This is a genomic window from Kocuria arenosa (genome assembly GCF_042879215.1).
In the GTDB taxonomy this organism is placed as follows: Bacteria; Actinomycetota; Actinomycetes; order Actinomycetales; family Micrococcaceae; genus Kocuria; species Kocuria arenosa.
Genome location: NZ_JBHZTA010000002.1, coordinates 368676 through 392706, shown reverse-complemented (window position 1 = coordinate 392706; position 24031 = coordinate 368676). Strand labels below are relative to the sequence as shown.

Below are 24031 nucleotides of genomic sequence, written 5' to 3'. Positions count from 1 at the left end.
CATGAGTCATGGTTGATCGCGCGGAGCAGGGGACACCGGAGTTCGTCCGGTTCATGCCGTGGCGCATCCGTATCCCGATCGCCGTCGTGATCTTCGCGGTGATGCCCGTGGCGCTGGCGTCCGTGCCGCAGGAATCAGTTCTTCTGTGGCGGTTACTCGTCGTTGCGGTCGGCGTCGTTGCCTTCAACCTGCTGGTGAACCGGTCGGTCGTCCTCCGGTTGGAGGAGCAGGCCGTGTGCATCCGGCTGGGTCGGCGCATCGTCGAGATCCCGTACGAGCAGATCACCGCGGTGGCCGTCGGGCTGCGTACACCGTGGTGGCGCATCGGTCGGCGCCGCCTGGACGACGGGTCCACCGGTTACCTGATGGGCGGGCCCAGCGTGCGCATCAGTACCGGGGTGGAGCCGGTGGTGGTCTCGGCCGCGGAGTCCTACCGCGTGGTGGGTGCGATCCAGCGACACTGCGCGCGCGTCGCCGAGGAATCGAGTGCAGGCGCTGGATGAGCCTCAACTCATCAGAGGCAGCTGCTGGGTTCGCGTCATGATGATCGAGGTGGAGCTCAGCGCGTAGGAGCAGCAGTGCTGCGGTGACCCGCTGCGGATCGGCCCGACCGTCACCTGGAAGCTGGTGGCCCGCGACCCGGGCGAGGACAGCGGCCGGCCGGTTCCCAGGTTCCGCGAGGAGCACCACGACCAGACTCCCGAGCACGTGCCGCACCTGCCGGTGACCGGCGCCGTGCGCTCCGCCCAGGCGTTGCACTACGCCTTCGACGAGGGACCGATCCCGGGCGAGCTCACCGTGCGACAGAGCCGTGAAGTGGCCGTGGAGCTCGACGCCGTTCCCGGGGCCGGGACGCAGCTGCCGGAGTGCACGCGGGAGCACGAGCTGCTGGCCTACCGGGTGCAGATGGAGGTCACCGAGGACGCGGTGCTCCCGGCCTGCGTCGGCGACGAGTAGGACTGGCTCATGCCGATCATCGGGTCGTCGACCGGGGCGGCCGGCCAGGCACCGCGTGGCGACGCACGGAGCTATTCGGGTGCGGTCGTCGGGGAGGCGGACACACCCCAGAAGACCTCGTGACCATCCGCTTCAGCCGCCACGGTGACCGTCTCCGGCGGGTCGTCCTCGGAGGTGCCGAAGCGCAGCGTCGTGGTCACCGGTGAGCCCGCGCAGTCCCCTTCGCCGTAGGTTCCACGCTCGCCGCTCACGCTGATCTGACCGGAGGAGTGTCCGGGGTCCGCCCCCGGGTCGGTGGCTGCGCACGCCATGGTGACCGCGTACCACCCGGGCTCCACGTCGGAGGTCGAACCGGTGGAGCGACCGCCGTCGGCGCCGGTGCTGCCGGCCATGGAGAACCCTCCCTCGGCAGGAAGGGGAAGCGTGTCGGCGGCCCAACCTGCGAGACCGTCGGCCGGGGCCGATGGGGACTCCGGTGACTGGCCGCAGGCGGTGACCACCAGCAGCACGGCGGTGGCAACCCGGGCTGCGGGCGTACGGCTCGTCATGTCCGCCACCCTAGTGCGCGTGCCGGCGGATCAGCCCGGTGTCTCGCTCAGCGCTCGACATCGATGCCCAGTCGCGCGGCCATCGCCGGCGCCAGCTGCTGGAACTGGTTGATCGTCGCTCCGCGCAGGCTCACGTACCCGATCTTGGCGTTGCGGATGTGGACGCAGTTCCAGGAGCCTTCGATGCACTGCAGCACCCCGAGCCGGGAGTCCTCGAGCACCACGCCGCGCAGCTCGATGTAGGCGGCCGAGACGGTGGGGATGTCGAGGTGGTGCAGGCGTGAGTCGGTGATGCGGGCGCTGCTGAGCTCCAGCTCGTGGACGTTGAGTGCGGAGTGGGAGCAGTCGGTGAAGCCGACGTCCGTCAGCCCCATCCCGGTGAGGTCGTCGTCGGTGAAGGTGAGTGCTCCGTAGGTGCCGTGGGCACGGAGCACTCACCTTCACCGACGACGACCCGCACATCGGGATGCTCGGGCACGGACCCTGTCTTAGCAGCCTCCGCGAACGCCGGCTTCCACTGCGCGTCACCGATCCGCTTGTCGTATCGAGGGCGAGGAACCTTGGTGTAGCGGTGGACCAGCATGGCCAGACCGAACAGCGCGAGAAGCGGCACCGGCCACCAGGCGGTGCGCGTCTCACCGGACTCGTCCAGCACCCACCGGATGACCAGTGGCAGCCCGATGATCGTCACCGCCGCCACGGGCAGAGTGTGCACCAGAACCCGGCCGGCAGTGGGAACGTGCACCTCTGTGGTCCGCGGGGCGGCTTGGCGCATGGCACTGATGCCACCGGATGGCGCCGGCCAGCCTGTGGAGTGCACGGCCTGCAGGTAGGCCCAGCCATGGCGGGCTTGGTGTCCCGCGACCACAGTGGCCGCAGCGCAGAGGGCAGCGAGCACCAACCACAGCCACACCGCACGAGTCGTCCAGGTGATCGTCGCGCCGACGGCGGCGGCGCCGACCAGCACGGTCTTCTCGACCTGCCAACAGGCCAGGGCCGCGGCTGCTCGGGCAGGAGATCTCAGTGGAAGTCGACCGCTCTCAGCGGCAACTGCCAGGTCCCACTTCAGCGGTTCCAGCTCGGTGGCCGGTGACAGATCGGGCCGAGGCGCCTTCGTGAGTCGATGGAGAAGGAGGCCTGCCAGGATGCGAGCACAGCAGTACCGGGGAGAGGAGCCTGCCGTGCCGAAGCGGATCGAATGGCTGCTCGTCGTGCTGGCAGCGGTCACGCCGCTCGGCGGCAACGTGTTTCCCCTCCGAGGCAGCTGGGGCGGCTGGGTGATGCTGACCGGATCGGTGTCACTCGTGGTGATGCTGGCGTTGGTCGTCCGGCAGAGACGAAGGGACAACCGGTGAGCACGAGTGGATCACGGCATCGCGGGGAGCGAACCTCGGAGCAGCGGAGACGCGAGCGGGAGATCGTGCTCTGGGCGATCTACCTCGTGGGCGCCGGGGTGTACCTCGTTCTGCTCTCCACGGTGTGGGACCGGGGCGCGACCGCGCTCGGGATTCTCCTGTGCGGGATCATCGGGATGTGGATCGAAAGGTGGCGGGGCCGGCGCAGTCGGCGGAGTGCAGGGCGCGCAGGTAGGCCCAGCCACGGCGGGCGCGGATGACCAGGACCACTGCGATCAGCATCATCAGGACGGCCGTCCCCGCCCACCACGTTTCGGTGCGCAGGATCCAGATGGCGACGACGCCGGCGATCCCGGACACGATCATGGCCGCCGACTCCAGCTGACTGCACGCCAGCACCCCGGCGGCAACACGGGTGTGTGGATCATCCGGGAGCCGACCGGAGGATGAGGCGATCCCGATCGATCGGCGCAGCGACCCCTTGTCCTGGTGGCCGTCGAACCGAGCACGGGGAGCCCGGACGCGGCGTTGGACGAGGAGGGCCAGGCCCACGAGCGGAGCCGGTCCGAAGGTGACCCAGCCGTTGCGTGGGGTTCCGCTGTCATCCAGACCCCGTTGGACCAGCGCCGGGAACCCGATCGTCAGCGCGGCAGGTGGCGTTGGAGCCACATCGTGCACCAGAGCTTCAGCCGCAGCTCGTCCCAGTCCTGGACGTTCACGATCAGGGCGGCGTCCCCATAGCGGTGGACCGATTCGACGCCGTCGCGGTCGCACAGCTGCTCGATCAGCTCCTCCACGACCTTCGGGTGCTGGGCCGGGATGTCCTCGCGCAGGCCGACGTCGAAGCAGTCGAGCTCGGCGACGACTGTGACCGGCGGCTCCTCGATGGCCGCAGCCTCCGGGCCTTCCCCGTGCAGGGCGTTGATGGTGCGCTGGGTGTGCACGCGCATCTCGGTCCCGCTCATCGGGGAGCGGCCGTGGGCTGACTGGTAGACGCTGTAGAGCGGGATGGCCGGCAGGAAGATCTGGTGGTGCTCGGTGGCCAGTACGGGGTAGTTGTGCAGCGGGTGGTCGGCGATGAGGTGTTCGCCGATCCGCCAGGAAGCACGGGGTGCCGCGGCGGAGATGACCAGCCCGAGGTAGGAGGCGAAGCCGTCGACGAGAGTGATCGTGGCCGCCGACGGGTGCGGGTCCACGAGCTTGCAGCGCCGGGCCCAGCTGGGCCAAGAGTCCCGGGTCGGATCCTCGGCGAGCGAGTGCGGGGCCACGCCGAGCTCTGTCGCCCGGGTGCTGATCCAGGCCCACAACGGGGACGCGGAGTAGACCGATCCGTCGAGCATCTCGTCGGGTTCCAGGCCGTGGCCGGCCAGCGCATCACGCAGCCGTTGCAGCGCCGGAGCCCGCTCCGCCAGGTAGTCATCGAGTGCGTCGGCGGCCTGGCGGGCGTCCATCGACTCGTACAGCAGATCCCCCATGGGGGTGACTCTACTGCCGGTCCGGTGGCGCGGGTTGTGGGCCGCCGACGGCCGCCGCGGAACGTGCTGAGGATTTCCGTTCCAGGCGCCCGGCTGCGTGTCCGGCTATGGACGAGGTCCGCACACATGATGTGCATGAGCAACTTTCGCATGAGCACCGCCGAGCGCTGCCGAGCGCCTCGAGCAGCTCAAGGACTTCGTCGCAGCACATGAGCGGCCGCCGGCGCGCCGCACCGGTCACCAGGAAGAGCGGTCGCTGCGCGAGTGGGTCGCAGAGCACGAGAACGCCGGGACCCCCACCGGGGCCGCGGGGCGCGAGCTGCTGGGCAGCGGCACGATGACCGGGCCCGACTCCGACCTGGCGGACTACCTGAAGTTCTGCACCAAGCACATGCGCGCCCCGATGCTGGGCACCAGCGTGGAGCGGGAGCAGGCGCTGTGGGAGTGGGCGAAGGAGCAGCAGGATCCGGCCACTCTCGCGAGGATTGCCGCTGCCCGCACGCAGTGCCGGGTCGCCACCCCTGGGGCGAACTACCACGAGAAGCCGGCGGAGCCGGAGCAGTTCGCCAAGACCTACCGTCTCGGTGATGACCACCGAGTCCTCAGCCCGCAGCGCGGCAGCGGAGATCCACCCCAGCGAGCAGGACCGGATCTGCTGGGTACACCCTCACCGATCAGTCCTCCACGAGCCGGACCGTGCACGAGGCGATCGACGTGGAGCTGCCGCCGGAGGCCGTGCAGGTGATCGCCTGCACGACGGCCCACGAGCCGGACTCCGCAGCGAGTCTCGGCCCTGCAGTACCGCTGCGCCGCGCCACGGTGACTGCCGTCGTGGGCAACACCTCGGTCGAAGTGGATGAGGGCGGCACCTACGTGGCAGACGATGACCGACTGCAAGAGGCGAAGGCCTCAACGGAGGCCACCGCGCGCGGGACGGTCGAACAGGTGCTCGCCGAGCGGGGACCACCCCTGCCGATTCCTGAGGACGCCCGCCGGAGCCAACCTGCCAGTGTCGGGCTGATGGCGGGAGTCCGGGCCCGCTCGGCGGTGTCGTCGAACACGTTCCACGCCCGGTCCACGAAGTTCCGGTACCCGTCCGCCCACCCGACGAGATCGCCGAGCGTTCAGGTGGCGATGATGAGGACGGGCAGCAGCGCGGCGACTCGGATCCACCAGCGCAGCGGTACGGCCCGGAGAGCTCGCCACACTGCTGCTTCCAGACGGCTCAGCTGGCGGTCGAGCCATCCGCCCGCCGGCGACTTGTCCTCGTCCCTCCGTTCGCGAGCAGCTGCCTCGCGGGGAGAGGGCGGATCTGCCCTGGGTGTCCTCCGTGGGGTCGGGAACTCGTTGAGCGTGCCGGTGCTCCCGCACGCTCGGCGGGGCGGCCGCGGGGCCTGTGGTGATCTTCATGCGTGCGGACAGCCATCAGGGCCCAGGGCGTGGCACGATGCGGAGACAGGGACGCCGGGCGAGGAGGGGCCGTGGAGCCGAGGATGCGCACGCTGGGGATGGCGCTGCTGGTGGCGGTCACGGTGGTTGGCTGCGCGGAAGCTGAGCTGGCCCAGAGCCAGGGCGACATCTACCAGCGGGACCAGGTGCCGGCCGATGTCCTCCCCTCGCGTGTTGCCAGCGCCGCAGATGCCCGCGACTGGGACGAGGAGAGCTCGAGACTGCTGGCCACGCACGACGGGCACAAGTTCTTCCTGGTGCGCTCGGCAGCGCAAGGCAACTGCCTGGTGACCGTCGACCAGAACACGCCGCAGTCGTGGGTTGCCGCCTGCTCGCCCAGCAACAAGATCGGCATGAGCGGGCCCGCAGGGGTGCGGGCAGAGCTGGACCTCGACGGCTTCGACGAGGACGTCGCCCCGCTGGAGGGCTGGTCCCGCCCGGTGCCGGAGCTCCAGGTGCTCGTGCCCCGCAGCGTGGACCGACCGTGACCGGGTCAGATGGTTCCTGCTGCCCGTGACACGAAGCGTGGACCAGCACGGCGAGCAGGGGAGACACCGATGGGCCAGGACAAGCCACTGCGCGGGCACCTCATCGCGATGCTCATCGGCGCGGCATTCCTCGTACTCGGGCAGCTCGGCACGTGGCCGTCGGGAACTGGCCCCGAGCGAACCCCGACCGGACTCACCGTGGCCGCGGTCCTCATCGTCGTGTCGCCGACGGTCTGAGAGTGGCGGCGGGGCAGTAAGGCCGGCCACGACGACTGAGGCACTACCGGTCATGGTGAACGCCCCAGGTACCGGCATGGAGCACCGGAGCGATCTACCTCTCGTGGCAGCAGCGTCATGAAACCACCGTGGGTCACGGGCCTGCGACGATCAGGCCAGACCTCTTGGCCCCTCCGCCGGCCGGTGCCTACCGTCGAGTGGTTGCCCTGCCGCGCGGGCGGGGCCGGAGCCCACCAGAAGCGGAGGCCACCATGAGCGACACCCACACGTCCGTCGTCGGACCGGTCCCCGATGGGGAAGAGGATCGCCGGGCGGCCGTCGACCATGCCATCGCGGCTCTCAACGCCCACGACGCCCCGGGATTCGCGGCGACCTACTCCCCGGATGCCATCGTCTACACCGCTGCCTCGCCTGATCCGGTGCGCGGGCAAGCAGCCATCCAGCAGGACACTCAACGGTGGATCGACGCGATGCCGGACATGACCATGGAGATCGAAGAGCTGCTGGTCGACGGGGCAGCGACAGCGATGCGGTTGCTGTTCGTGGGAACCCATACCGGGCCGCTGGAGACTCCCATGGGGGTGGTTGAGCCGACCGGTCGACGGGTGGTCGTGCCCATGGCCGTCTTCAATCGGCACGGCGAGGACGGCACGACCGAGGTGGAGCACCGTTACCTCGACATGATGAGCATGGCCCAGCAGCTCGGCCTGGTCTGACTCCGAGGCCGGCGAACGCCCCGGACCCCTTCGTGGAGCACCGGGGCGTTCGCACGTCACGGGCGGTGGGTCAGGCGACGACGCCGAACATCTCGTCGAGCTCCTCGGGGTCGTAGCTGAACCCCAGGGCTTCGCGCAGGTCGAAGCGGGCGACCAGGGTCCGCATATTGGTCGAGGACGCCCCGATGACCTCGTAGCCCATCTGCGCCGGCGCCGGGGCAGTCCTTGACGATGCGGCGGGCGATCATGCCCTTCTCACCGTCCTCCTCGCGGACACGGGCGGTGAACAGGTCCGCCAGGGGGATCCCCACGATGGCGACGAGCACCACGTCGGGGCCGGCAGTCTCGATGGCCTCTTCGACGGTGAGCGGCTCGTCCAGCGGCGTGAGGCCGAGCGCTGTGGCGTGGGTGCTGAGGGTGTCGGGGGCGATGGCGGGATCGGGGTTGTCCACGCCTGCCATGTGTACGGACGGTGCAGCTGCGCGAGATGGTCAACCGAAGTGGGTCTGCCGCCGGCGCCGTGGCCCGTGGCACGATGCCCGGACGGTGTCGGGTGGGTCGGGGGAGCGCGCATGGTCGTCGAGGTCGTCGGAACCGTCTCCGGCGCGCAACGGTTCCGGCAGGTGCAGCGTCGACTGGCCGTGGTGCTGGTCGCACTGACGGTCGGCATGCTCATCCTCTGGCCCTGCCAGGCCGCGCCCCGGTCGGTGGCGAGCTTCGTGGTGACCCTGCTGTGGGCGCTGGTGGCGATCGCCCTGTCATCGATGATGACCACCGGGCCCGACGAGGAGCCCGCCGACGAGGACGCCGATGAAGGCGCGCTGTGAGGGGCGTCGTGCTCGGGATCTGCGCCGGGACGGCCGTGGTGGCGCTGGGCCTGTGGATCATCTGGATGTTCCGCGGGGTGTTCCCGATCTGGATCGTGCTGGCGGCCGTAGCGGTCCTCATCGGGCGCCCGGTCTTCGAGTGGCTCGAGTGGCGCGTGAGGACCTATGAGCGGGACCGTCAGAACGATGAGTAGTGCTCAGTCCAGCAGCATCCCTGCCGGCATCTGACCGACCTCGCCCAGCGCCCCGAAGAAGAACACCCGGGCCAGCAGCACCAGCACCGGACCGGCCAGTCCCAGGGCCAGGATCCAGGACCGGGCGCGGAACACCTCGGCGTAGATCTCAGCGGTCTCACCGCGAGCCGCACCGATCCGCCAACCCCGGTGCGCTTGATCGGCCATCTTCTCCGACATGAACCGCGCCTGGGCGTAGAAGGCCGCGAACAGGACCAGCGCGACGACCGGTCCGACACTCGTCACGCGCGACGGATTGGCGTAGAGCACCTGCATCATCAGCATCACGGTGAACACCACGCTCATCGCGAGGATCGCGACGTGGAAGGACGTCACCGCCAGCGAGGCGGCTACCTTCGGTGTCTCCTGCGGGTCGGACGCCAGCCGTGCCGCGATCGGTCTCCGCGCCAGCGTGAGCACGATGTTGGCCAGCACCACGATGAACAACGGAACCATGACGGCGATGCCCACGGCACGCTCCTTCCTGCTCGGCCCGGCGGCGAGAGCCTCCGGCACGCATCAGCCTAGGAGTTGCTTCTGCCAACGGCTGTCCGCACTGTTGCGGATCGGCTGTCCCAGCCGACGTCACAGCTCGGGGGCATCTCCGCCGGGGTCCCGTCGCCCGTGGGTGCGGACAGGTGCCGGCGCCGTGACCACTCAGGGGTTCGCGGTGATCTGCCCGCCGAGCTCGTCCTGCAGCTGCCGGAGCGGAGCCTCGTCCCTCGAGATGACGACCCAGTCGGCCGTGTGCAGGATGGAGGCGTTCTGCTCGCTGCTGAGGAGGTGCAGGAGCTCCTCCATGCTCTCCGCCGATCCCGCGACCGCCATCGCCATGACGCCGTTGGTGCAGTCGAGGAAAGTGGTCGCCGCATCGGCCGGGGCCTGCAGCTGATCCGTGCCCGGGCACTCGACACCGGCGTCGACGACGGCTTCGCGCAGCGCCAGCGCGTGGGTCCACCGCGGCGGGCCCGCGCGGCTTCCAGCCCGCGGGTCGTTACGCTGGCGGCATGACTGAGGCGGGCGTGACCGACACGGGGCGCGCTGATGACCGCGGACGGGAGCCTCCGGGTGGCCGGCACATCGTTGCTGTTCGCCGGGTTCCTGTGCATCGTCCGCTGGTGGGTGGCGACGCGCGGCGAGGACCGGTCCAGCAGGGACCGGCGGATCGCCGTCGTGCTGATCGGCGCCTCGCTGGTCGTGACCGTTGTCGAGGTCGTGCTCCGTCGTGGCACCGGCTGATGTGCGCCCGCCGGAAGGAGAACGTGCATTGCCGACGTCGCTGAGGATCCACCTGGTCGCCCTGGTGCTCCTGTCCGTCGGGCTGCTGTTCCTGGCCAGGGGCCTGGTCGAGGGCAGGGGCACGATGCCCAAGGGCCGGGACCGCCGTGCCACCGCCGTGCTGTTCCTCCTCTCGGCGGTGCTCTTCCTGGCCGCCGGTGGCTTCCTGATGTCCGGGGACTGAGCGCGCGACCTCGAACTCGACCGGAGCCGTGCACTCTTGCACCGGCACCTGTTCCTCCGTGATCGGCTGCTGGTGGGACCGTGCCCGGTCCGTCAGTGCCCCGCTCGCGTGGCGTGCTCCGGCTCCGGCTCCGAACGGTGGTGCTCGTCGAGGACGCGGGTCAGAACCCGGCCCGGAGTGTGCTGATAGCCGGGGTCGATGCGCTCGAGCGCGGCGAGGATCGCCCCGACGTCGTAGACCACGGACGGGTCCCCACCGTGGTGGCTCCAACGACGCTCGGCCACCCACGCCCACACGTGCACGGGCCGGCACCGACGGCAGGTGCCGTGCTCCGCGGTGAGGCAGTCTGGCCCGACCTGCTGGTTGAGTCCGGCGATCTCGGCGGGAGTCCGGCGGTGGTGCTCCACCACGGCCCAGAACTTCTCGTCGGGGATGCGGGTGAAGTCCGAGCTCAGACCGGCCAGCGACTTCCGCGCCCGAGTCACGTCGTAGTAGAAGTCCGGCCTCGACCAGGGCGGGACCCTGTGCTGGGCGTGCAGCGCCTCGAGGACAGCCTGTTCCTGGGCGTCGGCGATCTCGGCCGCGGTGCGCGGCGTGGTGTCTGCGGCTGAGCGCCAGAGGCTGTCGAACAGGGCCGCGCCCTCGGTGCAGGCCTGACGGACCAGCAGCGTGCCGATGTCCGGGGAGAAGCGCTGGGACCAGAGCGCCCCGGAGAGACGCTCGTAGACCTGCCCGTCGTCCAGGGTGAAGCTCCTCCGGTCGGCGGCCACGACCACACGGCGGGTGGTGGGTGCACCGGTGGCTCCGGTGCGGGCGGGAATGACCACGGCGCGGGCCCCGGCGTACACGGCCCCGCCCTGGTTCAGCCTCCGCCGCTCGTCCATCGACCGGTGTCCCCGGCTCAGCGGGTCGGCCGGCGCGGCCGGCCCCCGAGCCGGACGGCACGGCGGTGTTCGGTGTCGCCCCGGTCGCGGCCCAGGACGGGGGTGCCGCACGAGGTCTCGATGGTCGTCCCCGCGCTGTGCGAGAGCAACTGGTGGTCGGTCTGCAGGGTGTTCGGCTCGGAATCGACGTGGGGGACCACCCGCTCCATGCTGTCAGCGGTGATCAGCACGACGACCGGCCCGGTCTGCTGGGCGACTGGCTCCGCGGCCATGGGGTGCTCCTCGTGGAGTCGGAGGCGGCGAGCGACGTGTTCGCCCGGTGCCTGCTGGTGGAACGGTAACAGCCTCCGGGAACGAGACGTGCGTCGTGGCCGCCGAGCCCGTCAGGACGCGGGCCGGCGGTCTTCCTTGACGAGAGTGCTCACGCGGTCCCCGGCGGCGTCCATGCCCAGCGAGGCGAGCACCGCGAGCGCGGCCATCCAGCGGCGCGGATGAGTCACTCCGCGTCCGACCAACCAGCGCTCGAGCACCGCGTCGATCCGCAGCGATGCGGCCTGGATGCCGCACGTCGCCGCGCCGAGGCTCAGCAGCAGCGCCGCCCGCGCCGCCACGGGCAACCGCTGAGCAGAGACGGGGACCTCGCCGGTCGGGGCCTCGAGCTCGGCGCCGGCGACGCAGGACTCGTTCTCGCCGGTGTTGTGGGAGAGCGCCCACGCGCCTGCGGCGGCGACCAGGACTCCTGGCACCACGACGTAGGCGGCACGCACCCGGGGCGACCAGTCGGACGGAGAGATGAGCGTCAACGCTCCGGCGGCCGCGGAGCTGGACAGGGACAGTACGAGATTGTTCATGGTTCTACGCTACGTGCCGCATCCCGGGTCGTCACCCGGTGCGGCCGGCGTCGGCCGCGGATCCGTCCATGGTGACCGCCTTCCTGCCGGTGCCCGCTCCGGCACCGTGTCACGATCACCGCAGGGGCCACGAACCGGTCCGGGCGATGGAGCTGACCGGATCGTTGTCCGGTGACCTTCGACGACCGGGAACCGGCGCCTGCGCACGCCGGTGCGCCACGTCGGGGTCGACGGGAAGAGCACCGGTCAACCAGTCCGCGCGGTCGAGGAACGCGCCGCCGTGCACGCCCACACCGGGGTCGCACAGTGCCTGGAGGACACGCTGCGCGGAATCCTCGACCGGTGGGAGACGGACCTCGGGTGTGCTCGCGGTTTCCGGAGGACCGTCCCTGTGCCCTCCCGGCCGCTCTCGAGTCCCCGTGGCGTCCAGAGCTCAGGACCGCGTCACGATCGTGCGGCCGGCCCCGAAGCCGACGAGGTCGTGGTGGATCATCCCGTCCACTTCGGCGACCATCACCGGCCGCAGGAGCCCCCTGGTCATGCCGGTCCTCTCGCGCGTCGGCCCGTGGTCCCTGGCCCCCATCGCGGGGGCTCGTTCCTGCTCCGGCGGGCCGTGGGACGAGCACCCCGGCCTCGTCGACCGGCATCAGCAGCCGCTGGGTCCCGGCGGCCAACAGCAGCGCGCCGAGCACGGCGCCCACGGTCCTGCCCGATCGCAGGCCCATCAGCCTTCCCTCCTGCTGAGCGTAGGACCGCGGCCCTCCGGAGGGCACCGCTGCGGGGGGCATGCTTCCCGGCACCGGGCCGGGCGGCGGACGGACCGGTGGACGGCTCGCCGACGTCGTCCGGCCAGGAGCACAGGATCGGGTCTTGAGCGAAAAGGTGAAGTGTGTTTCACTTGTTGGCACCAGGAGGGGAGTATCCCACCAGCGTTCCGTCGTCACTACGACCCCGAGAAGGGTCCGGCGGGCGGGCCCGCGCACGGGCCGGGAGAGACCTCCGATCGCATCGATCGGAAGGTTTCGTCATGGATGTCCCGTTCTGGATCTGGCTCGCGGTGCTGGGCTTCATCGTGGTGATGCTGGCCGCGGACCTGTTCGCCCACCGCCGTGCCCACGTCATCGGAGTGCGTGAGGCGGCGGTGTGGTCGGGGGTGTGGGTGGTCTTCGGCGTCGCCTTCGGGGTTCTGGTCTGGCAGGCGTGGGGAGCCGAGTTCGGGCAGCAGTACTTCGCCGGCTACCTGATCGAGAAGTCCCTGGCCGTGGACAACGTCTTCGTCTGGGCGATCATCTTCAGCTATTTCGCCGTTCCCCGTGAGTTCCAGCACCGGGTGCTGTTCCTGGGGGTGCTCGGCGCGCTGGTGTTCCGCGGGATCTTCATCGCCGCCGGGGCGGTGCTGATCCAGAACTTCTCGTGGGTCCTCTACGTCTTCGCCGCGTTCCTGCTCTGCACCGGGTGGCGGATGATCCGGCAGCGCAACGAGCACCTGGACCCCGAGCAGTCGATGGTGCTGCGCGGCTTCCGCCGCTTCGTGCCGATGACCGAGGCCTACCACGGCCAGAAGCTGCTGGTCCGCCGGAACGGGGTGCTGCTGGCCACCCCGCTGCTGGCGGTGCTGGTGCTGATCGAGGCCACCGACGTCGTCTTCGCCGTCGATTCCATCCCGGCGATCTTCGCCGTCACCGACGAGGTGTTCCTGGTCTTCACGGCCAACGCCTTCGCGATCCTGGGGCTGCGGGCCATGTACTTCCTGCTGGCCGACCTGATCCACCGCTTCGTGTACCTCAAGGTCGGCCTGGCCCTGGTGCTGATCTGGGTCGGGGTCAAGATGGTGCTCAAGATCGATCTCTTCTACATCCCGACCCCGATCTCCTTGGCGGTGGTGGCCACGATCATCACCGTCTCGATCGTGATGAGCCTGCGGGCCACCCGGGGGCAGGGCCGCCGAGTGCTGCCGACCCCGGCCGAGCCCCCGTTCCGGGTCGCCACCGAGGCCGAGGACGCGGCCCTGGAGCCGGTGTGGTCCCGCCGCCGCCCGGAGACCGCCGCCCTGCACCGGGACGCCCACCGGGACGACCCCGAGCACGCCCACCACGAAGGGGACCTCCGATGACCGCCCTCGCCCCCCGACGCCCCGTGGCCGCTGTGATCACCGACGGCCCCGAGGCCGTCACCGCAGCCCGCTGCGCGGCACGGATCGCCGCCGACCAGGGTCGCCCGCTGCTGCTGCTGGTGCCGATGCTGCGCTCGGCCTTCACGGCCGACGCCGTCATCGCCGCCCGGGTCCACCGGGAAGCGCTGCTCGAGGCCGAGGCCGTCGCCGCCCGCACCCGCCCGGCCCTGGAGGCGGCCGGTCTCACCGCGCGAGTGCAGGTGGTGTGGCACCGGAGCTGTTGCCTCCGCCGCGCCCGTCAGGGGCGGGCCATCGCCGTGGCCCACGCGGCCGGCCGGGTCGGAGCGGCGGTGATCGTCACCCCGGCCGAGATCCCGGTGCCCACCGTCCGGCACGGGGCCGAGGTCCTGCTCGTCGTGGCCGGATCGGGGTCCCTGATCACCGTGCGCCGCCCGGCCCGCTCGCACCGGCTGGCCGACCTGTGATGCCGGTCCGGATGCTGGATCAGGGCCCAGGTCCCGGTGACACCGCCGAGGCGGCTGCGGGCCGTCCCGCCGGAGTGGACCCTCCGCGGGCACCACCTCGGTCCCCGTGCGCCGGCCGGCTCGCTCCCACGGACCGATCGGGTCGTAGAATCGGCATCCCCGACGGGAAGGACCCACGACTGTGCCCTCCAGCTCCCACCCCGGTGCGGCTCCGCCCCCAGGCCCGGGCCACTCCGGCGGAGCGGGGGTGGAGCATCCAGGTCCGTCCCGGCGCCCGCCGTGGACGTTCCTCACCAACCACGGCCACGTCCTGCTGGTCGTGGCACGGTCCCAGGACGCCCGGGTGGCTGAGATCGCCGCCGAGGTGGGCATCACCGCCCGGGCGACCCTGACCATCCTCAAGGATCTCGAGGACGCCGGGTACCTCCGCCGGGAACGGGTGGGGCGGCGCAGCCACTACACCGTCGACGCCCACCAGCACTTCCGCCATCCGGCCACCGCCTCCCACGAGGTGGGGGAGCTCCTGGCCATCTTCGCCCCCGGAACCCCCGGCCGGGCACCGGAGGCCACCTGACTCGGCCCCGGCCCCGACCCCGGGCGAGCGACAGCCTCTGCGGCATCCGCCCGTCCCCGCGGCGCGCGAGGAGGTCTGCCGCGGCGGGCCTGCAGTGGCCTGCATGACCACGCCGAACCGGTCCGGGACGGACTGCTTCGTCGCTCTCTTCGAGTCGCTGCCCCGGCAGGGCCCGGGCAGCCGGGAGTGCACCGCGCGGGCACTGGGGATGTGCGAGCAGCTGCCGCCCGCACCGCGGATCGTCGATCTCGGCTGCGGAGCGGGAGCAGCACGCGACGCGCAGAATCCGTCACAACAGCAGTGCCTGCCCGGTGGCGGACAGGATCTGTCCGCCACCGGGCGGACACTGTTCTCGTTCCCGGAATTGCGCTTGAGGCCCCCGAACAGGAAGGAACCGTCATGACCGACCTCGACGTCGCCGGCTGTGCCGCCGACCAGATCGACCGGCACTGGGCCCACCAGCTGCGGCCCCGGCTCGCCGGCCTGACCGACGACGAGTACCTCTTCGACCCCACCGGCGGATCCGCGTGGACGGTCCATCCCCGGACGGAGGACCGCACCTCGATGCAGACGGGCAGCGGGGAGTTCGTGGTGGACTTCGCGTTGCCCGAACCGGTGCCGGCGCCGTTCACGACCATCGCGTGGCGGATGGCGCACGTCGTCGTCGGCGTGCTGGCCGTCCGCAGCCACGGGCACTTCGCCGGTCCGGAGGCCTCCTACGAGCGCTGGGCGTACGCCGGTACCGCCGAGGAGGCGCTGGCCCAGCTGGATCGCGAGTTCGCCCGCTGGATTGCCGGGGTGCACTCGCTGACGGAGACGGACCTGGCGCGCCCGTGCGGCCCGGTGGAGGGCCCGTACGCGGACCTGCCCGTGCTCGCCCTCGTGCTGCACATCAACCGCGAGCTGATCCACCACGGCGCGGAGCTCGCCCTGCTGCGCGACCTGTACGCCCACACCCGCTGAGCCGCCCGGCGGGCACGCCCTGCTCCGTCCCCGATCCGAGCCCCACGACACCGCAGGAGCCCACCATGCCCTTCCTCACTCCCACCGTCACCGACGAGCGCGACGCCCTGGCGGCCTTCGCGAGCCAGCAGATCCGCCAGGTCGCCACCACCCTCCAGGGCCTCGACGCCGAGCAGCTGCGGGCGACCCCCTCGGCGAGCGCCATGAGCCTGGGCGCGCTGGCCCGGCACGTCCTGTTCATCGGGGGGCACGGTCCGTTCGCCGCGCTCACGGACCCCGGCCGGTCGCCGGCAGAACCGCTGGACGACGCCGGCTGGGCGGCCGGCGCGATCCTGCCGGAGGCCGTGCGCCCGGAGGACACCGCCGATTCCCTGCGCGCCGCCCTGCACGCGCTGGCCGACCGCGTCGAGGCCGGGCTGCGCACCGGGGACCCGGAGGCCCGCGTCCCCGTCCCGGACGCCCCGTGGTTCCCGCCGGACCTGGGGACGTGGCCCGCCCGGTGGGTGGCGCTGCACATGGTCGAGGAGAACGCCCGGCACGCCGGGCACGCGGACATCCTCCGCGAGTCCCTCGACGGCAGGACCGCCTACGAGCTCAACGCCATGGCGGACGGGGACCAGCGGAGCCCGGGGAGCTGACCGGCGGGGGTGGTGCCGGCACCCGCCGGCACCGCCGTCGGAACCGTTGCCGGGCGTCGCGTCTACCCGTCGTCCGCGGGGCGCCCGGTCCCCGACTCCAGGTCCTCCGGGGGCAGGACGTCGTCCTCCGCCTCCTCGGGGAGGGCGTCCGAACGCCGGTTGTTCTCGTCGGTGGCGGCGGTCAGCCAGGTCTCGTCGCGGACGCCCAGACCTTCCTGGCTCGTCTCCGCGTAGGCCTCGTTGCGGTCCGCGGGCTCGGGGTAGCGGTCCATCTCCGGCTCCTGTCCTGCTCGACGATGATGGCCCGATCCTATGCCCGTGACCCTCCTCAGCCGCCGTCGAGGAGCCGGCGCAGCGTCAGGGCGTTGCGCACGGCGTGGCCCTCGCCGTCGTTGTTGAAGTACGCGTAGACCTCGCGGCCGCCGTGGTGCCACTCCCGGATCCGGTCCGCCCACCAGGCCAGGTCCGTGTCCGAGTAGGAGCCTGCGTAGAGGTGGTCGTGGTCGGGGCCGTGGAAGCGGACGTAGACGAACGGGGCGGTGGCCTCCAGGACGCAGGGCAGCCCGGCCCCGCTCATCACGCAGTACGCGGCGCCGTGGCGCCGGAGCAGCTCGAACACCTCCGGGTGCACCCAGCTGTCGTGGCGGAACTCCACGGCGACCGGCAGCCAGTCGGGCAGCCCGGCCAGGAACCAGTCGAGGCGCGCGTCGTCGCGGGCCTGCGCCGGTGGGAGCTGGACGAGCAGCACCCCGCGCCGGTCCCGCAGCTCGTGCCAGGACTCGGCGATCCGCCGGCTCCAGGTCTCGGGGGCGTAGAGCTTCTTCGCGTGCGTCAGCCCGCGGGGGGCCTTCACCGTCATCCGGAAGCCCTCCGGCAGGCGCCGGTTCCAGCCGGCGAACGTGCTGCTCCGCGGCCAGCGGTAGAAGCTGGCGTTGAGCTCCACGGTGGAGAAGGCCCGGGTGTAGATCTCCAGGCGTCTCGCCGGTGCCGTGCCCGGGGGATAGAGGACGTGCTCCCAGTGGTCGTAGCTCCACCCGGAGGTGCCGATGTGCCAGCCCATGGGCTCCAGGTTAGCGGTGGTGGGCGCCGGCTCCGGTCGTCGTGCCGGGCGCCGGTCGGCCTCGCCGCGGACGTAGGGTGTTCACCGGCACCCACGGCGTCCGCCCTGCCGTCCGCCGACCACCCGGCACGAACCCAGGAGAACCAGCATGACCACGCCCGCCTCCCGGCCCGTCAGGACGCCCTGATGGCGAAGCTCTACTTCCGCCACGGGGCGATGAACTCCGGCAAGTCCACGGTGCTGATCCAGGCCGCGCACAACTACGAGGAGCGCGACCAGAAGGTTCTCGTCGCGAAGCCCTCGATCGACTCGAAGGGTGCGGACACCGTGGTCTCGCGCCTGGGGGAGTCCCGGCGGGTCGACCTGCTGCTGGCCCCGGAGGACGGGGCGCGCGAGCGCTTCCGGGCCGCCGTCCAGGAGCACGGACCGGTGCACTGCCTGCTGGTCGACGAGGCGCAGTTCCTCGCTCCGGCCCAGGTCGACGACCTGCTGCGCATCGCGGTGCTGGACGGCGTCCCGGTGCTCGCCTACGGGCTGCGCACCGACTTCCGCACGGAGGCGTTCCCGGGCGCGGCGCGCCTGCTGGCCGTGGCCCACACGGTCGAGGAGCTGCGCACGATCTGCCGCTGCGGGTCCAAGGCGATGTTCAACGCCCGCACGGTGGACGGGGAGCCGGTCTTCGAGGGCGACCAGGTGGCCATCGACGGCGTGGCCGTGTCCTACGAGTCGATGTGCGCCGGCTGCTACCTCCGGCACTCCGGCGGGCGCCTGCGCTGACCCGGTACCCGGCGGGCCGGACCGGGACCGGCGTCAGGAGGTGACGTCCCGGTCGTCCTCGCGGCCGTGCCGGTCGACGACCGCCCAGAACAGGTCCTCGGGGATCGCCTCGAGGTCGGGGTGCAGGGCGGCGAGCTCGTCGATGATGGCGGCCACGTCATAGCGGGCGTGCACGTCGCCGCGCCGTGCCAGCCGGTTCGAGGCGATCAGCCCCTCGACGTAGGCGGCGTGGTCGGAGTCGGTGAAGGTGCTGAGCACCGCGTCGGCCCACAGCTTCTCGAACGCCGGGTGTCCCTCGGTGACGAGCCGGGTCGGGGCGTGCGCGCCGTCGGGCTCGGCGGGATGGACCGCCGGGGCGTCCCACACCAGCCCGGTGGCCTTGGCGAACCGGGTGCCGTCGTCGACCGTGACGGTCCGGTCGGTCTCGTCGACGACGGTGCGACGCTCGGTGCGCAGGACGGGACCACCGCGGACCACCACGGCGCGGGTGCCGACGCCGGTGGCACCGCCGGCGTGGTGGTGGTGCTGGCTCACGGAGTCCTCCTCGGGGCCTGCGCAGCGGTGGCGGCCGGTCCGCCGCGCGCCTGATGGGCAGAACGTAGCAGTCGGCACAGACTGCCGAAAGCCGCCGGGAACGCCGTCGGCGCCGCCGGAGGAGCTCCGGCGGCGCCGACGGCGCGGGGTGGACCGGGGCTCAGCCGCCGAGCAGCACCGCGCGGACCAGGTCGAAGAACATGCCGAGGATGGCCGTGAAGTTGGGGTTGAAGAACGCGTCGAACTCGCCGACCAGTCTGATCATGACAGTTCCTTCCGGGGGGTGAGGGGTGCCCGGGCCGGACGTGGAGCCGGCCCGGGCCTCAATCTACCGCGGGAGTTCCCGTTCGCACATGGCCTTTCGGCCAGTTCCCGACCCGGCACGGCCGGACGCGGGGACCCGTCAGGGAGCGGGGGGTCCGGCCGACGACGCACGGCGGGCGACGTCGTTCGCCGCGGCCGCTCTCGCCGCGGCCTCGTGGGCCACCGCCTCCGCGCCACCGATCGCCTCACCGCGAGCCACCATGCCGGCCGTGTCCGACAGGGGGATCTGCTTGAGGAACACCGCGAGCAGGAAGGCCAGCAGCATGAAGGGGATGAGGTACCAGAACACCGGGGCGAGGGAATCGGCGTACGCGGTGACGATGCTCTTGCGGACGGGCTCGGGCAGCTGCACCAGAGTCTGCGGGTCCAGGGTCGCGGTCGCCTCCCCGGCCTGGGCGGAGGAGGCGCCGGCGCCGGTGAAGACCGCCGTGAGCTTCTCGGAGAGGTTGTTGGTGAAGATCGCCCCGAATATCGCCACGCCGAGGGCCGCACCGACCTCGCGGAAGTAGTTGTTGGTGCTCGTGGCCGTGCCCACCAGGGACGGGTCCACGGCGTTCTGCACCACGAGGACGATGACCTGCATGATCAGGCCCAGGCCCGCGCCGAGCACGAAGAGGTAGACGCAGATCAACCAGATCGGCGTGTCGGCCGCCAGCGTGGTCATGGCGAGCATGGCCGAGGCCGTGACGAGCGTGCCCGCCAGCGGGTAGCCCTTGTACCGGCCCGTGCGGGAGATCCTGAGGCCGGACCAGATGGAGGTGCCCATCAGCCCGACCATCATGGGGACCATGAGCAGCCCGGACTCCGCGGCCGAGGTCCCGGAGGACATCTGCAGGAACGTGGGCACGAACGCGATGGCGGCGAACATCCCCAGTCCCAGCGTGAGACCGATGGCGGTGGCGTTGACGAACACCGGGTTGCGGAACAGGCCCAGGGGGACGATCGGGTCCTCGGCCCGGGTCTCGTTCCACACGAACAGCGCCGTGGCCACGAGCATGCCGCCCGCCCAGGCCCAGGTGGCCGTCGCGCCCCAGCCGTGCTCGGCGTTGCCGCCGAACTCGGTGAAGAAGATGAGGCAGGTCGTCGCCACGGACAGCAGCAGGACACCGGCGACGTCGATCCTGCGGGTCGCGCGCTGGTGCGGGAGCGTGAGGGTGAACCACGCGATGGCGAAGGCGGCGATGCCGATGGGGATGTTGATGTAGAACGCCCACTGCCAGGTGAGGTGGTCCACGAAGTAGCCGCCGAGCAGCGGCCCCGCCACGGCGGAGAGCCCGAAGATGCCGCCGAGCGGCCCCATGTACTTGCCGCGCTCGGAGGCCGGGACGACGTCCGCGATGATCGCCTGGGAGAGGATCATCAGCCCTCCGCCGCCGAGGCCCTGCATCGCGCGGAAGGTCACGAACTGCCAGAACCCGGTGGCCACGGCGCAGCCCACCGACGCGAGCGTGAACAGCGCGATCGCGATCAGGAAGAGGTTGCGCCGGCCCAGGACGTCACCGAACTTGCCGTAGACGGGCATCACGATGGTGGTGGCCAGCAGGTAGGCGGTGGTGATCCAGGCCTGGTGCTCCACGCCGCCCAGCTCGCCGACGATGGTCGGCATGGCGGTGGAGACGATCGTCTGGTCGAGACTGGCGAGCATCATCCCGGCGATGAGGGCGGAGAAGATGATCCAGATCCGCTTCTGGGTCAGCACCAGCAGAGGGGCGTCCTGCGCGGCCGCGGGCGGAGTGGTGGTCATGGGCTTCCTTCGGTGTCGGGGGAGGTGTTCGAGGGCCTGCCCGAGGGGGCGTCCGTCCCCGCCGCCGGGGTGGTCACGGCGGGGGAGAACAGGGTCCCGGCGAGGCGGACGTTGCGGGCCAGCAGCTCGGCGAACTCCTCCAGCGGCGGGGCCTCGTCCGGGTCGGCGCCGGCCGGCCGGGTCTCGAGGAGTTCCTGGACGGTGTGCCCCGCGAGGTGGGCGAGGACGGCGGCGGCCACGCCGGGGAACGGATCGCGGTCCCCGCAGCCCTGCCGGCGCGCGATGAGCTCCGTCAGACCGGCCAGCCGGCGTTCCATGGTCTCGGTGAGCCGCTGGAGCAGCACGGGCTCGCGCCGCAGCACGTCCAGCAGCAGGGTCCGGTCGGGGGGGCCCTCCAGGAGGGCGAAGGACCGCACGACCAGCTCCTGCAGGGCCGTGAGCAGCGGCGGCCCGTCCGGCGCGGAGCCACCGGCGACGAACTCCTCGCCGAAGGCCTCGAGCGGGTCCCGGGCCGGGGTGCCCAGCACGGCGTCGTCCTTGGAGGCGAAGTAGTTGAAGAAGCTCCGGCGGGAGATCCCGACCCCGGCGCAGAGCTCGTCCACCGTGAACCCGGCCAGCCCGCGCTCGGCGGTCAGCCGGCGCGCGCCGGCGACGAGGGCGCGGCGTGTCCGCCGCATGCGCTGCTCCCGCGCTCCCTCCGTCACCGGAGGAGCCGCAGGACGAGTTGATGTTGCACTTACGACATCATAGTGCAATTTTCACTCGACGTGCCCCGAGTGCGCCTCCGCGCCCCGGTCCGTACGCTGGAACGCGTCGGCGAACGACCGGAGGAGCCCCGTCATGGCGCAGGAACCGGACCCCCGCCCGCGGCTGATCGGGCTGCACGGGCGCAAGCAGTCGGGCAAGGACACGTGCGGCGACCGCCTCGTGCTCGCGCACGGCTACACCCGGGTGGCCTTCGCGGACCCGCTGAGACTGTTCCTCACCGAGCTGGACCCCCTCGTGGGGGTCCGGGACGGCAGACCGCTGCGGCTCGCCACGGTCCTGGCGGAGGTGGACGGGGACTGGGGCCGGCTCAAGGACGAGGCGCGGGACCCGGTGCACCGGGAGATCCGGACGCTGCTGCAGAAGGTCGGCAACGAGGCCGGCAAGGCCGTCTTCGGGGAGACGGTGTGGGCGGACCGCGGTCTGGAGACGGCCCGCAGGCTGGGCGGGCCGGTCGTGCTCACGGACGTGCGCTTCGACGTCGAGGCCGAGGCCATCACGGCCGCCGGGGGCCGGGTGGTGCACGTGGTGCGCCCCGGGACGTCCGCTCCGGACGATCCGCACCCCTCCGAGGCCGGCATCGACCCGCGCTGGATCAGCGCCGTCCTCGTCAACGAGGGGACGGTCGAGCAGCTGTGGGCGAAGGTCGACGCCCTGGTGCTCAGCCGGCCGGGTGTCCCGGGGTGAGCCCGGCGAGCTCGGCGCTGCGCTGCCACAGGGCGTCCTCGAGCGCGTCGTCGGCCGCGCGGGACGGGGCGCGGGCGGGCTTCTTCTTCTCGTAGTAGCCCCCGGAGCGCCAGTCCCGGCCGGCGGCGCCCTCGGCCAGCCACACCAGGGTCTCCGCGCCCTGCTCCGGGGTGATCATGAGCCGGCGGCCCAGGCGCGTGCGGTACAGGTAGCGCAGGGCGGTGGTGGTGCCGGAGGCGAAGTTCGTCGCGACGCCCCCGGGGTGGAAGGCCGCGGCGCTCAGGCCGTGCGGCCCGTACCGGCGCTCGAGTCCGCGGGTGAAGAGGATGTTGGCGAGCTTCGTGTCCCCGTAGGCGCGCTGCGGGGACCAGCGCCGGTCGTCGACGAGGGTCTCCGGGGAGAGCCGGCCGATGTGGGACGCGATGCTCGACGTGTTGAGCACCGCCGCCCCCTCCGCCAGGAGCCCGTCGAGCAGCAGGTGGGTGAGCAGGAAGGGCGCCAGGTGGTTGACCTGCCACGTCCTCTCGTGCCCGTCGGGGGTGAGTTCGCGGCGGTCGAAGATCCCGCCGGCGTTGTTGACCAGGACGTCGATCCGCGGGACCGTCTCCTGGAGGTCGCGGGCGAGCCGTCGTACGTCGTCGAGCCGTGCGAAGTCCGCGGTGAAGTGCCGTGCCCCGAGCGGACCGGCCACCGCCGCGGTCTTCTCGGCCGAACGGCCGACGACGACGACGTCGTGGCCCCGTGCCGTCAGCTCGCGGGCGGCAGCGGCGCCGATGCCGTCGCTCGCGCCCGTGATCACGACCGTGCGCCGTCGGTCCCGCCGCTCGTCGTGCCGGTCCTCGTTCGGGTCGTCGTGCCGGTCGTCGTCGTGCTGGGCCATGGTGACCTCCTCGGTCGTGCCGGAATCCCGGTCAGCATAGCGGCGCCTCCTGGGCCGCTGGGCGGAATAAGCGCGCGGTCGGACTCGTTGCGGCACGCATGACGGATAACACCCGGACCACCGCCCGAGCCGTTCCCGGCACCATCGACCTCCGCGATCTCGGCACCGTCCACCGGCTCGGGTTCGGCGCCATGCGCATCGTGGGCGAGGGCGTGTGGGGAGAGCCCGCCGACCGCGCGAACGCCCTGCGCGTGGTGCGCCGGGCCGTCGAGCTCGGCGTCGACTTCATCGACACCGCCGACGCCTACGGCCCCGACGTCAGCGAGCAGATCATCGCCGAGGCCCTCCACCCGTACCCCGAGCGCGTGCGCGTCGCCACCAAGGTGGGCTTCGCCCGCACCGGACCTCGGAAGTGGATCCCGCTGGGCCGGCCCGAGTACCTCCGCCAGCAGACCGAGCTGAGCCTGCGCAAGCTCCGGGTGGACACCCTCGACCTGCTCCAGCTCCACCGCGTGGACCCGTCCGTCCCCGCCGAGGAGCAGTTCGGCGTCCTGCGGGAGCTCCAGCAGGAGGGCAAGGTCAGGGCCCTGGGCCTGTCGGAGGTGACGGTCGAGCAGCTCGTGACCGCGGGACGGCACTTCACCGTCTCCACGGTGCAGAACCGCTACAACCTCACCGACCGCACCTCCCAGGACGTCCTGGACCACGCCACGGAGCACGGCATCGGGTTCATCCCCTGGGCCCCGATCTCCGCGGGAGAGCTGGCCCGCCCGGGCGGGCCCGTCGATCGGGCCGCCCAGCGGCTCGGCGCCACCACCGCCCAGATCGCCCTGGCCTGGCTGCTCCGGCACTCCCCGGTGCTCATGCCCATCCCCGGCACCGCGTCACTCGAGCACCTGGAGGAGAACATGGGCGCCGCGGACCTCGAGCTCGACGACGCCACGTACGAGGAGCTCACCGCCGCGGGTTGATCCGCCCGACCCCGCCCACCCGGACAGACACCAC

36 protein-coding genes and 1 pseudogene are annotated in these 24031 nt (G+C 71.7%); 19 read left to right on the top strand and 18 right to left on the bottom strand.

Translation table 11 applies throughout. From position 1 onward, the window contains the following. Positions 1–8 precede the first annotated feature (8 nt). Entirely contained in the window at positions 9–503 is a 495-nt protein-coding gene (locus ACFYE3_RS05290) for a hypothetical protein (RefSeq protein ID WP_387606742.1), read from the top strand. Between the two features lie 82 nt (positions 504–585). Next, positions 586–957, top strand: a pseudogene (locus ACFYE3_RS05285) (hypothetical protein); the annotation flags it as partial. Positions 958–1028: 71 nt separating this feature from the next. Here the strand turns inward: ACFYE3_RS05285 and ACFYE3_RS05280 are convergent. The 3 genes from ACFYE3_RS05280 to ACFYE3_RS05270 are packed head-to-tail and all read right to left on the bottom strand — an operon-like array spanning position 1029 to position 2472. After that, positions 1029–1505 (bottom strand): hypothetical protein, encoded by a 477-nt coding sequence (locus ACFYE3_RS05280; protein WP_387606739.1) that lies wholly within the window; start codon positions 1503–1505, stop codon positions 1029–1031. 47 nt (positions 1506–1552) lie between these two features. Next, positions 1553–1939 (bottom strand): hypothetical protein, encoded by a 387-nt coding sequence (locus tag ACFYE3_RS05275; protein WP_387606738.1) that lies wholly within the window; start codon positions 1937–1939, stop codon positions 1553–1555. Beyond that, complete coding sequence (locus tag ACFYE3_RS05270; protein WP_387606735.1) at positions 1870–2472, bottom strand: hypothetical protein; 603 nt, start codon at positions 2470–2472, stop codon at positions 1870–1872. The genes ACFYE3_RS05275 and ACFYE3_RS05270 overlap by 70 nt, the downstream gene beginning before the upstream one ends. Positions 2473–2686: 214 nt before the next feature. On the opposite strand from ACFYE3_RS05270, the gene ACFYE3_RS05265 reads away from it, so the two are divergent. Beyond that, positions 2687–2860, top strand: coding sequence for a hypothetical protein (locus ACFYE3_RS05265; protein ID WP_387606734.1), 174 nt, complete (start codon positions 2687–2689; stop codon positions 2858–2860). A 168-nt stretch (positions 2861–3028) separates the two neighbouring features. Here the strand turns inward: ACFYE3_RS05265 and ACFYE3_RS05260 are convergent, their stop codons facing one another. The 3 genes from ACFYE3_RS05260 to ACFYE3_RS05250 form a co-directional block, all read right to left on the bottom strand. Continuing rightward, on the bottom strand, positions 3029–3226 hold the full coding sequence (locus tag ACFYE3_RS05260) for a hypothetical protein (protein ID WP_387606732.1): 198 nt from the start codon (positions 3224–3226) through the stop codon (positions 3029–3031). 275 nt (positions 3227–3501) lie between these two features. Further along, positions 3502–4335, bottom strand: coding sequence for a hypothetical protein (locus ACFYE3_RS05255; protein WP_387606730.1), 834 nt, complete (start codon positions 4333–4335; stop codon positions 3502–3504). A 674-nt stretch (positions 4336–5009) separates the two neighbouring features. Further along, on the bottom strand, positions 5010–5174 hold the full coding sequence (locus tag ACFYE3_RS05250; protein WP_387606729.1) for a hypothetical protein: 165 nt from the start codon (positions 5172–5174) through the stop codon (positions 5010–5012). Between the two features lie 642 nt (positions 5175–5816). Between ACFYE3_RS05250 and ACFYE3_RS05245 the strand changes: the two genes are divergently transcribed. The 3 genes from ACFYE3_RS05245 to ACFYE3_RS05235 all read left to right on the top strand — a co-directional run bounded on the left by ACFYE3_RS05245 (position 5817) and on the right by ACFYE3_RS05235 (position 7225). Beyond that, complete coding sequence (locus ACFYE3_RS05245) at positions 5817–6272, top strand: hypothetical protein (protein WP_387606727.1); 456 nt, start codon at positions 5817–5819, stop codon at positions 6270–6272. Positions 6273–6341: 69 nt separating this feature from the next. After that, the gene (locus tag ACFYE3_RS05240; RefSeq protein ID WP_387606725.1) at positions 6342–6509 is read left to right on the top strand and encodes a hypothetical protein; all 168 of its coding nucleotides are present in this window, start codon (positions 6342–6344) and stop codon (positions 6507–6509) included. 251 nt (positions 6510–6760) lie between these two features. Then, the gene (locus ACFYE3_RS05235; RefSeq protein ID WP_387606723.1) at positions 6761–7225 is read left to right on the top strand and encodes an ester cyclase; all 465 of its coding nucleotides are present in this window, start codon (positions 6761–6763) and stop codon (positions 7223–7225) included. Positions 7226–7295: 70 nt separating this feature from the next. On the opposite strand, the gene ACFYE3_RS05230 is transcribed toward ACFYE3_RS05235, so the two are convergent. Continuing rightward, entirely contained in the window at positions 7296–7427 is a 132-nt protein-coding gene (locus tag ACFYE3_RS05230; protein ID WP_387606721.1) for a hypothetical protein, read from the bottom strand. 370 nt (positions 7428–7797) lie between these two features. On the opposite strand from ACFYE3_RS05230, the gene ACFYE3_RS05225 reads away from it, so the two are divergent. Together ACFYE3_RS05225 and ACFYE3_RS05220 are read left to right on the top strand one after the other, a co-directional pair. After that, complete coding sequence (locus ACFYE3_RS05225; protein WP_387606719.1) at positions 7798–8052, top strand: hypothetical protein; 255 nt, start codon at positions 7798–7800, stop codon at positions 8050–8052. Continuing rightward, the gene (locus ACFYE3_RS05220) at positions 8049–8246 is read left to right on the top strand and encodes a hypothetical protein (protein ID WP_387606717.1); all 198 of its coding nucleotides are present in this window, start codon (positions 8049–8051) and stop codon (positions 8244–8246) included. Before ACFYE3_RS05225 ends, ACFYE3_RS05220 begins: the two co-directional genes overlap by 4 nt. Before the next feature lie 3 nt (positions 8247–8249). Here ACFYE3_RS05220 and ACFYE3_RS05215 read toward each other — a convergent pair whose 3' ends face one another. Both ACFYE3_RS05215 and ACFYE3_RS05210 read right to left on the bottom strand, forming a co-directional pair. Then, positions 8250–8756, bottom strand: coding sequence for a hypothetical protein (locus tag ACFYE3_RS05215; RefSeq protein ID WP_387606714.1), 507 nt, complete (start codon positions 8754–8756; stop codon positions 8250–8252). 186 nt (positions 8757–8942) lie between these two features. Beyond that, complete coding sequence (locus ACFYE3_RS05210; protein WP_387606712.1) at positions 8943–9086, bottom strand: hypothetical protein; 144 nt, start codon at positions 9084–9086, stop codon at positions 8943–8945. Between the two features lie 243 nt (positions 9087–9329). Here ACFYE3_RS05210 and ACFYE3_RS05205 point away from each other — a divergent pair, with 243 nt between their 5' ends. Both ACFYE3_RS05205 and ACFYE3_RS05200 read left to right on the top strand, forming a co-directional pair. Next, entirely contained in the window at positions 9330–9524 is a 195-nt protein-coding gene (locus ACFYE3_RS05205; protein ID WP_387606709.1) for a hypothetical protein, read from the top strand. Between the two features lie 28 nt (positions 9525–9552). Further along, a complete protein-coding gene (locus ACFYE3_RS05200) occupies positions 9553–9747 on the top strand; it encodes a hypothetical protein (RefSeq protein ID WP_387606708.1) in 195 nt (64 codons plus the stop codon). A gap of 92 nt (positions 9748–9839) precedes the next feature. On the opposite strand, the gene ACFYE3_RS05195 is transcribed toward ACFYE3_RS05200, so the two are convergent. From ACFYE3_RS05195 to ACFYE3_RS05185, 3 genes are all read right to left on the bottom strand, one after another. Then, complete coding sequence (locus ACFYE3_RS05195; protein WP_387606706.1) at positions 9840–10631, bottom strand: hypothetical protein; 792 nt, start codon at positions 10629–10631, stop codon at positions 9840–9842. 17 nt (positions 10632–10648) lie between these two features. Further along, positions 10649–10903 (bottom strand): hypothetical protein, encoded by a 255-nt coding sequence (locus tag ACFYE3_RS05190; protein WP_387606705.1) that lies wholly within the window; start codon positions 10901–10903, stop codon positions 10649–10651. A gap of 111 nt (positions 10904–11014) precedes the next feature. Beyond that, positions 11015–11482: a hypothetical protein gene (locus ACFYE3_RS05185; RefSeq protein WP_387606704.1), complete on the bottom strand. Its 468-nt coding sequence runs from the start codon at positions 11480–11482 to the stop codon at positions 11015–11017. 1027 nt (positions 11483–12509) lie between these two features. On the opposite strand from ACFYE3_RS05185, the gene ACFYE3_RS05180 reads away from it, so the two are divergent. From ACFYE3_RS05180 to ACFYE3_RS05155, 6 genes are all read left to right on the top strand, one after another. Beyond that, a complete protein-coding gene (locus tag ACFYE3_RS05180; RefSeq protein ID WP_387606703.1) occupies positions 12510–13595 on the top strand; it encodes a TerC family protein in 1086 nt (361 codons plus the stop codon). Further along, positions 13592–14080 (top strand): hypothetical protein, encoded by a 489-nt coding sequence (locus tag ACFYE3_RS05175; protein WP_387606702.1) that lies wholly within the window; start codon positions 13592–13594, stop codon positions 14078–14080. Before ACFYE3_RS05180 ends, ACFYE3_RS05175 begins: the two co-directional genes overlap by 4 nt. 247 nt (positions 14081–14327) lie before the next feature. Continuing rightward, a complete protein-coding gene (locus tag ACFYE3_RS05170) occupies positions 14328–14654 on the top strand; it encodes a helix-turn-helix transcriptional regulator (protein WP_387606701.1) in 327 nt (108 codons plus the stop codon). A gap of 103 nt (positions 14655–14757) precedes the next feature. Next, the gene (locus tag ACFYE3_RS05165; protein ID WP_387606699.1) at positions 14758–15057 is read left to right on the top strand and encodes a hypothetical protein; all 300 of its coding nucleotides are present in this window, start codon (positions 14758–14760) and stop codon (positions 15055–15057) included. After that, complete coding sequence (locus ACFYE3_RS05160) at positions 15054–15617, top strand: DinB family protein (protein ID WP_387606697.1); 564 nt, start codon at positions 15054–15056, stop codon at positions 15615–15617. The genes ACFYE3_RS05165 and ACFYE3_RS05160 overlap by 4 nt, the downstream gene beginning before the upstream one ends. A 65-nt stretch (positions 15618–15682) precedes the next feature. Then, on the top strand, positions 15683–16255 hold the full coding sequence (locus tag ACFYE3_RS05155; RefSeq protein ID WP_387606694.1) for a mycothiol transferase: 573 nt from the start codon (positions 15683–15685) through the stop codon (positions 16253–16255). A 62-nt stretch (positions 16256–16317) separates the two neighbouring features. Here ACFYE3_RS05155 and ACFYE3_RS05150 read toward each other — a convergent pair whose 3' ends face one another. After that, positions 16318–16527, bottom strand: coding sequence for a hypothetical protein (locus ACFYE3_RS05150; protein ID WP_387606692.1), 210 nt, complete (start codon positions 16525–16527; stop codon positions 16318–16320). Positions 16528–16583: 56 nt separating this feature from the next. Next, entirely contained in the window at positions 16584–17315 is a 732-nt protein-coding gene (locus ACFYE3_RS05145; protein ID WP_387606690.1) for a DUF72 domain-containing protein, read from the bottom strand. A 186-nt stretch (positions 17316–17501) separates the two neighbouring features. Between ACFYE3_RS05145 and ACFYE3_RS05140 the strand changes: the two genes are divergently transcribed. Beyond that, positions 17502–18092, top strand: coding sequence for a thymidine kinase (locus tag ACFYE3_RS05140; protein ID WP_368831082.1), 591 nt, complete (start codon positions 17502–17504; stop codon positions 18090–18092). Between the two features lie 33 nt (positions 18093–18125). Here ACFYE3_RS05140 and ACFYE3_RS05135 read toward each other — a convergent pair whose 3' ends face one another. The 3 genes from ACFYE3_RS05135 to ACFYE3_RS05125 form a co-directional block, all read right to left on the bottom strand. Beyond that, a complete protein-coding gene (locus ACFYE3_RS05135) occupies positions 18126–18626 on the bottom strand; it encodes a hypothetical protein (RefSeq protein ID WP_387606687.1) in 501 nt (166 codons plus the stop codon). A 403-nt stretch (positions 18627–19029) separates the two neighbouring features. After that, positions 19030–20694 carry an MDR family MFS transporter gene (locus ACFYE3_RS05130; protein ID WP_387606685.1) on the bottom strand — a complete coding sequence of 555 codons (1665 nt, stop codon included), beginning with the start codon at positions 20692–20694 and terminating at the stop codon, positions 19030–19032. After that, on the bottom strand, positions 20691–21371 hold the full coding sequence (locus tag ACFYE3_RS05125; protein WP_387606683.1) for a TetR/AcrR family transcriptional regulator: 681 nt from the start codon (positions 21369–21371) through the stop codon (positions 20691–20693). The genes ACFYE3_RS05130 and ACFYE3_RS05125 overlap by 4 nt, the downstream gene beginning before the upstream one ends. 163 nt (positions 21372–21534) lie before the next feature. Between ACFYE3_RS05125 and ACFYE3_RS05120 the strand changes: the two genes are divergently transcribed. Beyond that, on the top strand, positions 21535–22146 hold the full coding sequence (locus ACFYE3_RS05120; RefSeq protein ID WP_387606682.1) for a deoxynucleotide monophosphate kinase family protein: 612 nt from the start codon (positions 21535–21537) through the stop codon (positions 22144–22146). On the opposite strand, the gene ACFYE3_RS05115 is transcribed toward ACFYE3_RS05120, so the two are convergent. Further along, complete coding sequence (locus ACFYE3_RS05115; protein WP_387606679.1) at positions 22121–23026, bottom strand: SDR family NAD(P)-dependent oxidoreductase; 906 nt, start codon at positions 23024–23026, stop codon at positions 22121–22123. The genes ACFYE3_RS05120 and ACFYE3_RS05115 overlap by 26 nt on opposite strands. 98 nt (positions 23027–23124) lie before the next feature. Between ACFYE3_RS05115 and ACFYE3_RS05110 the strand changes: the two genes are divergently transcribed. Further along, entirely contained in the window at positions 23125–23997 is an 873-nt protein-coding gene (locus ACFYE3_RS05110; protein WP_387606677.1) for an aldo/keto reductase, read from the top strand. The last annotated feature ends 34 nt before the right edge of the window (positions 23998–24031 follow it).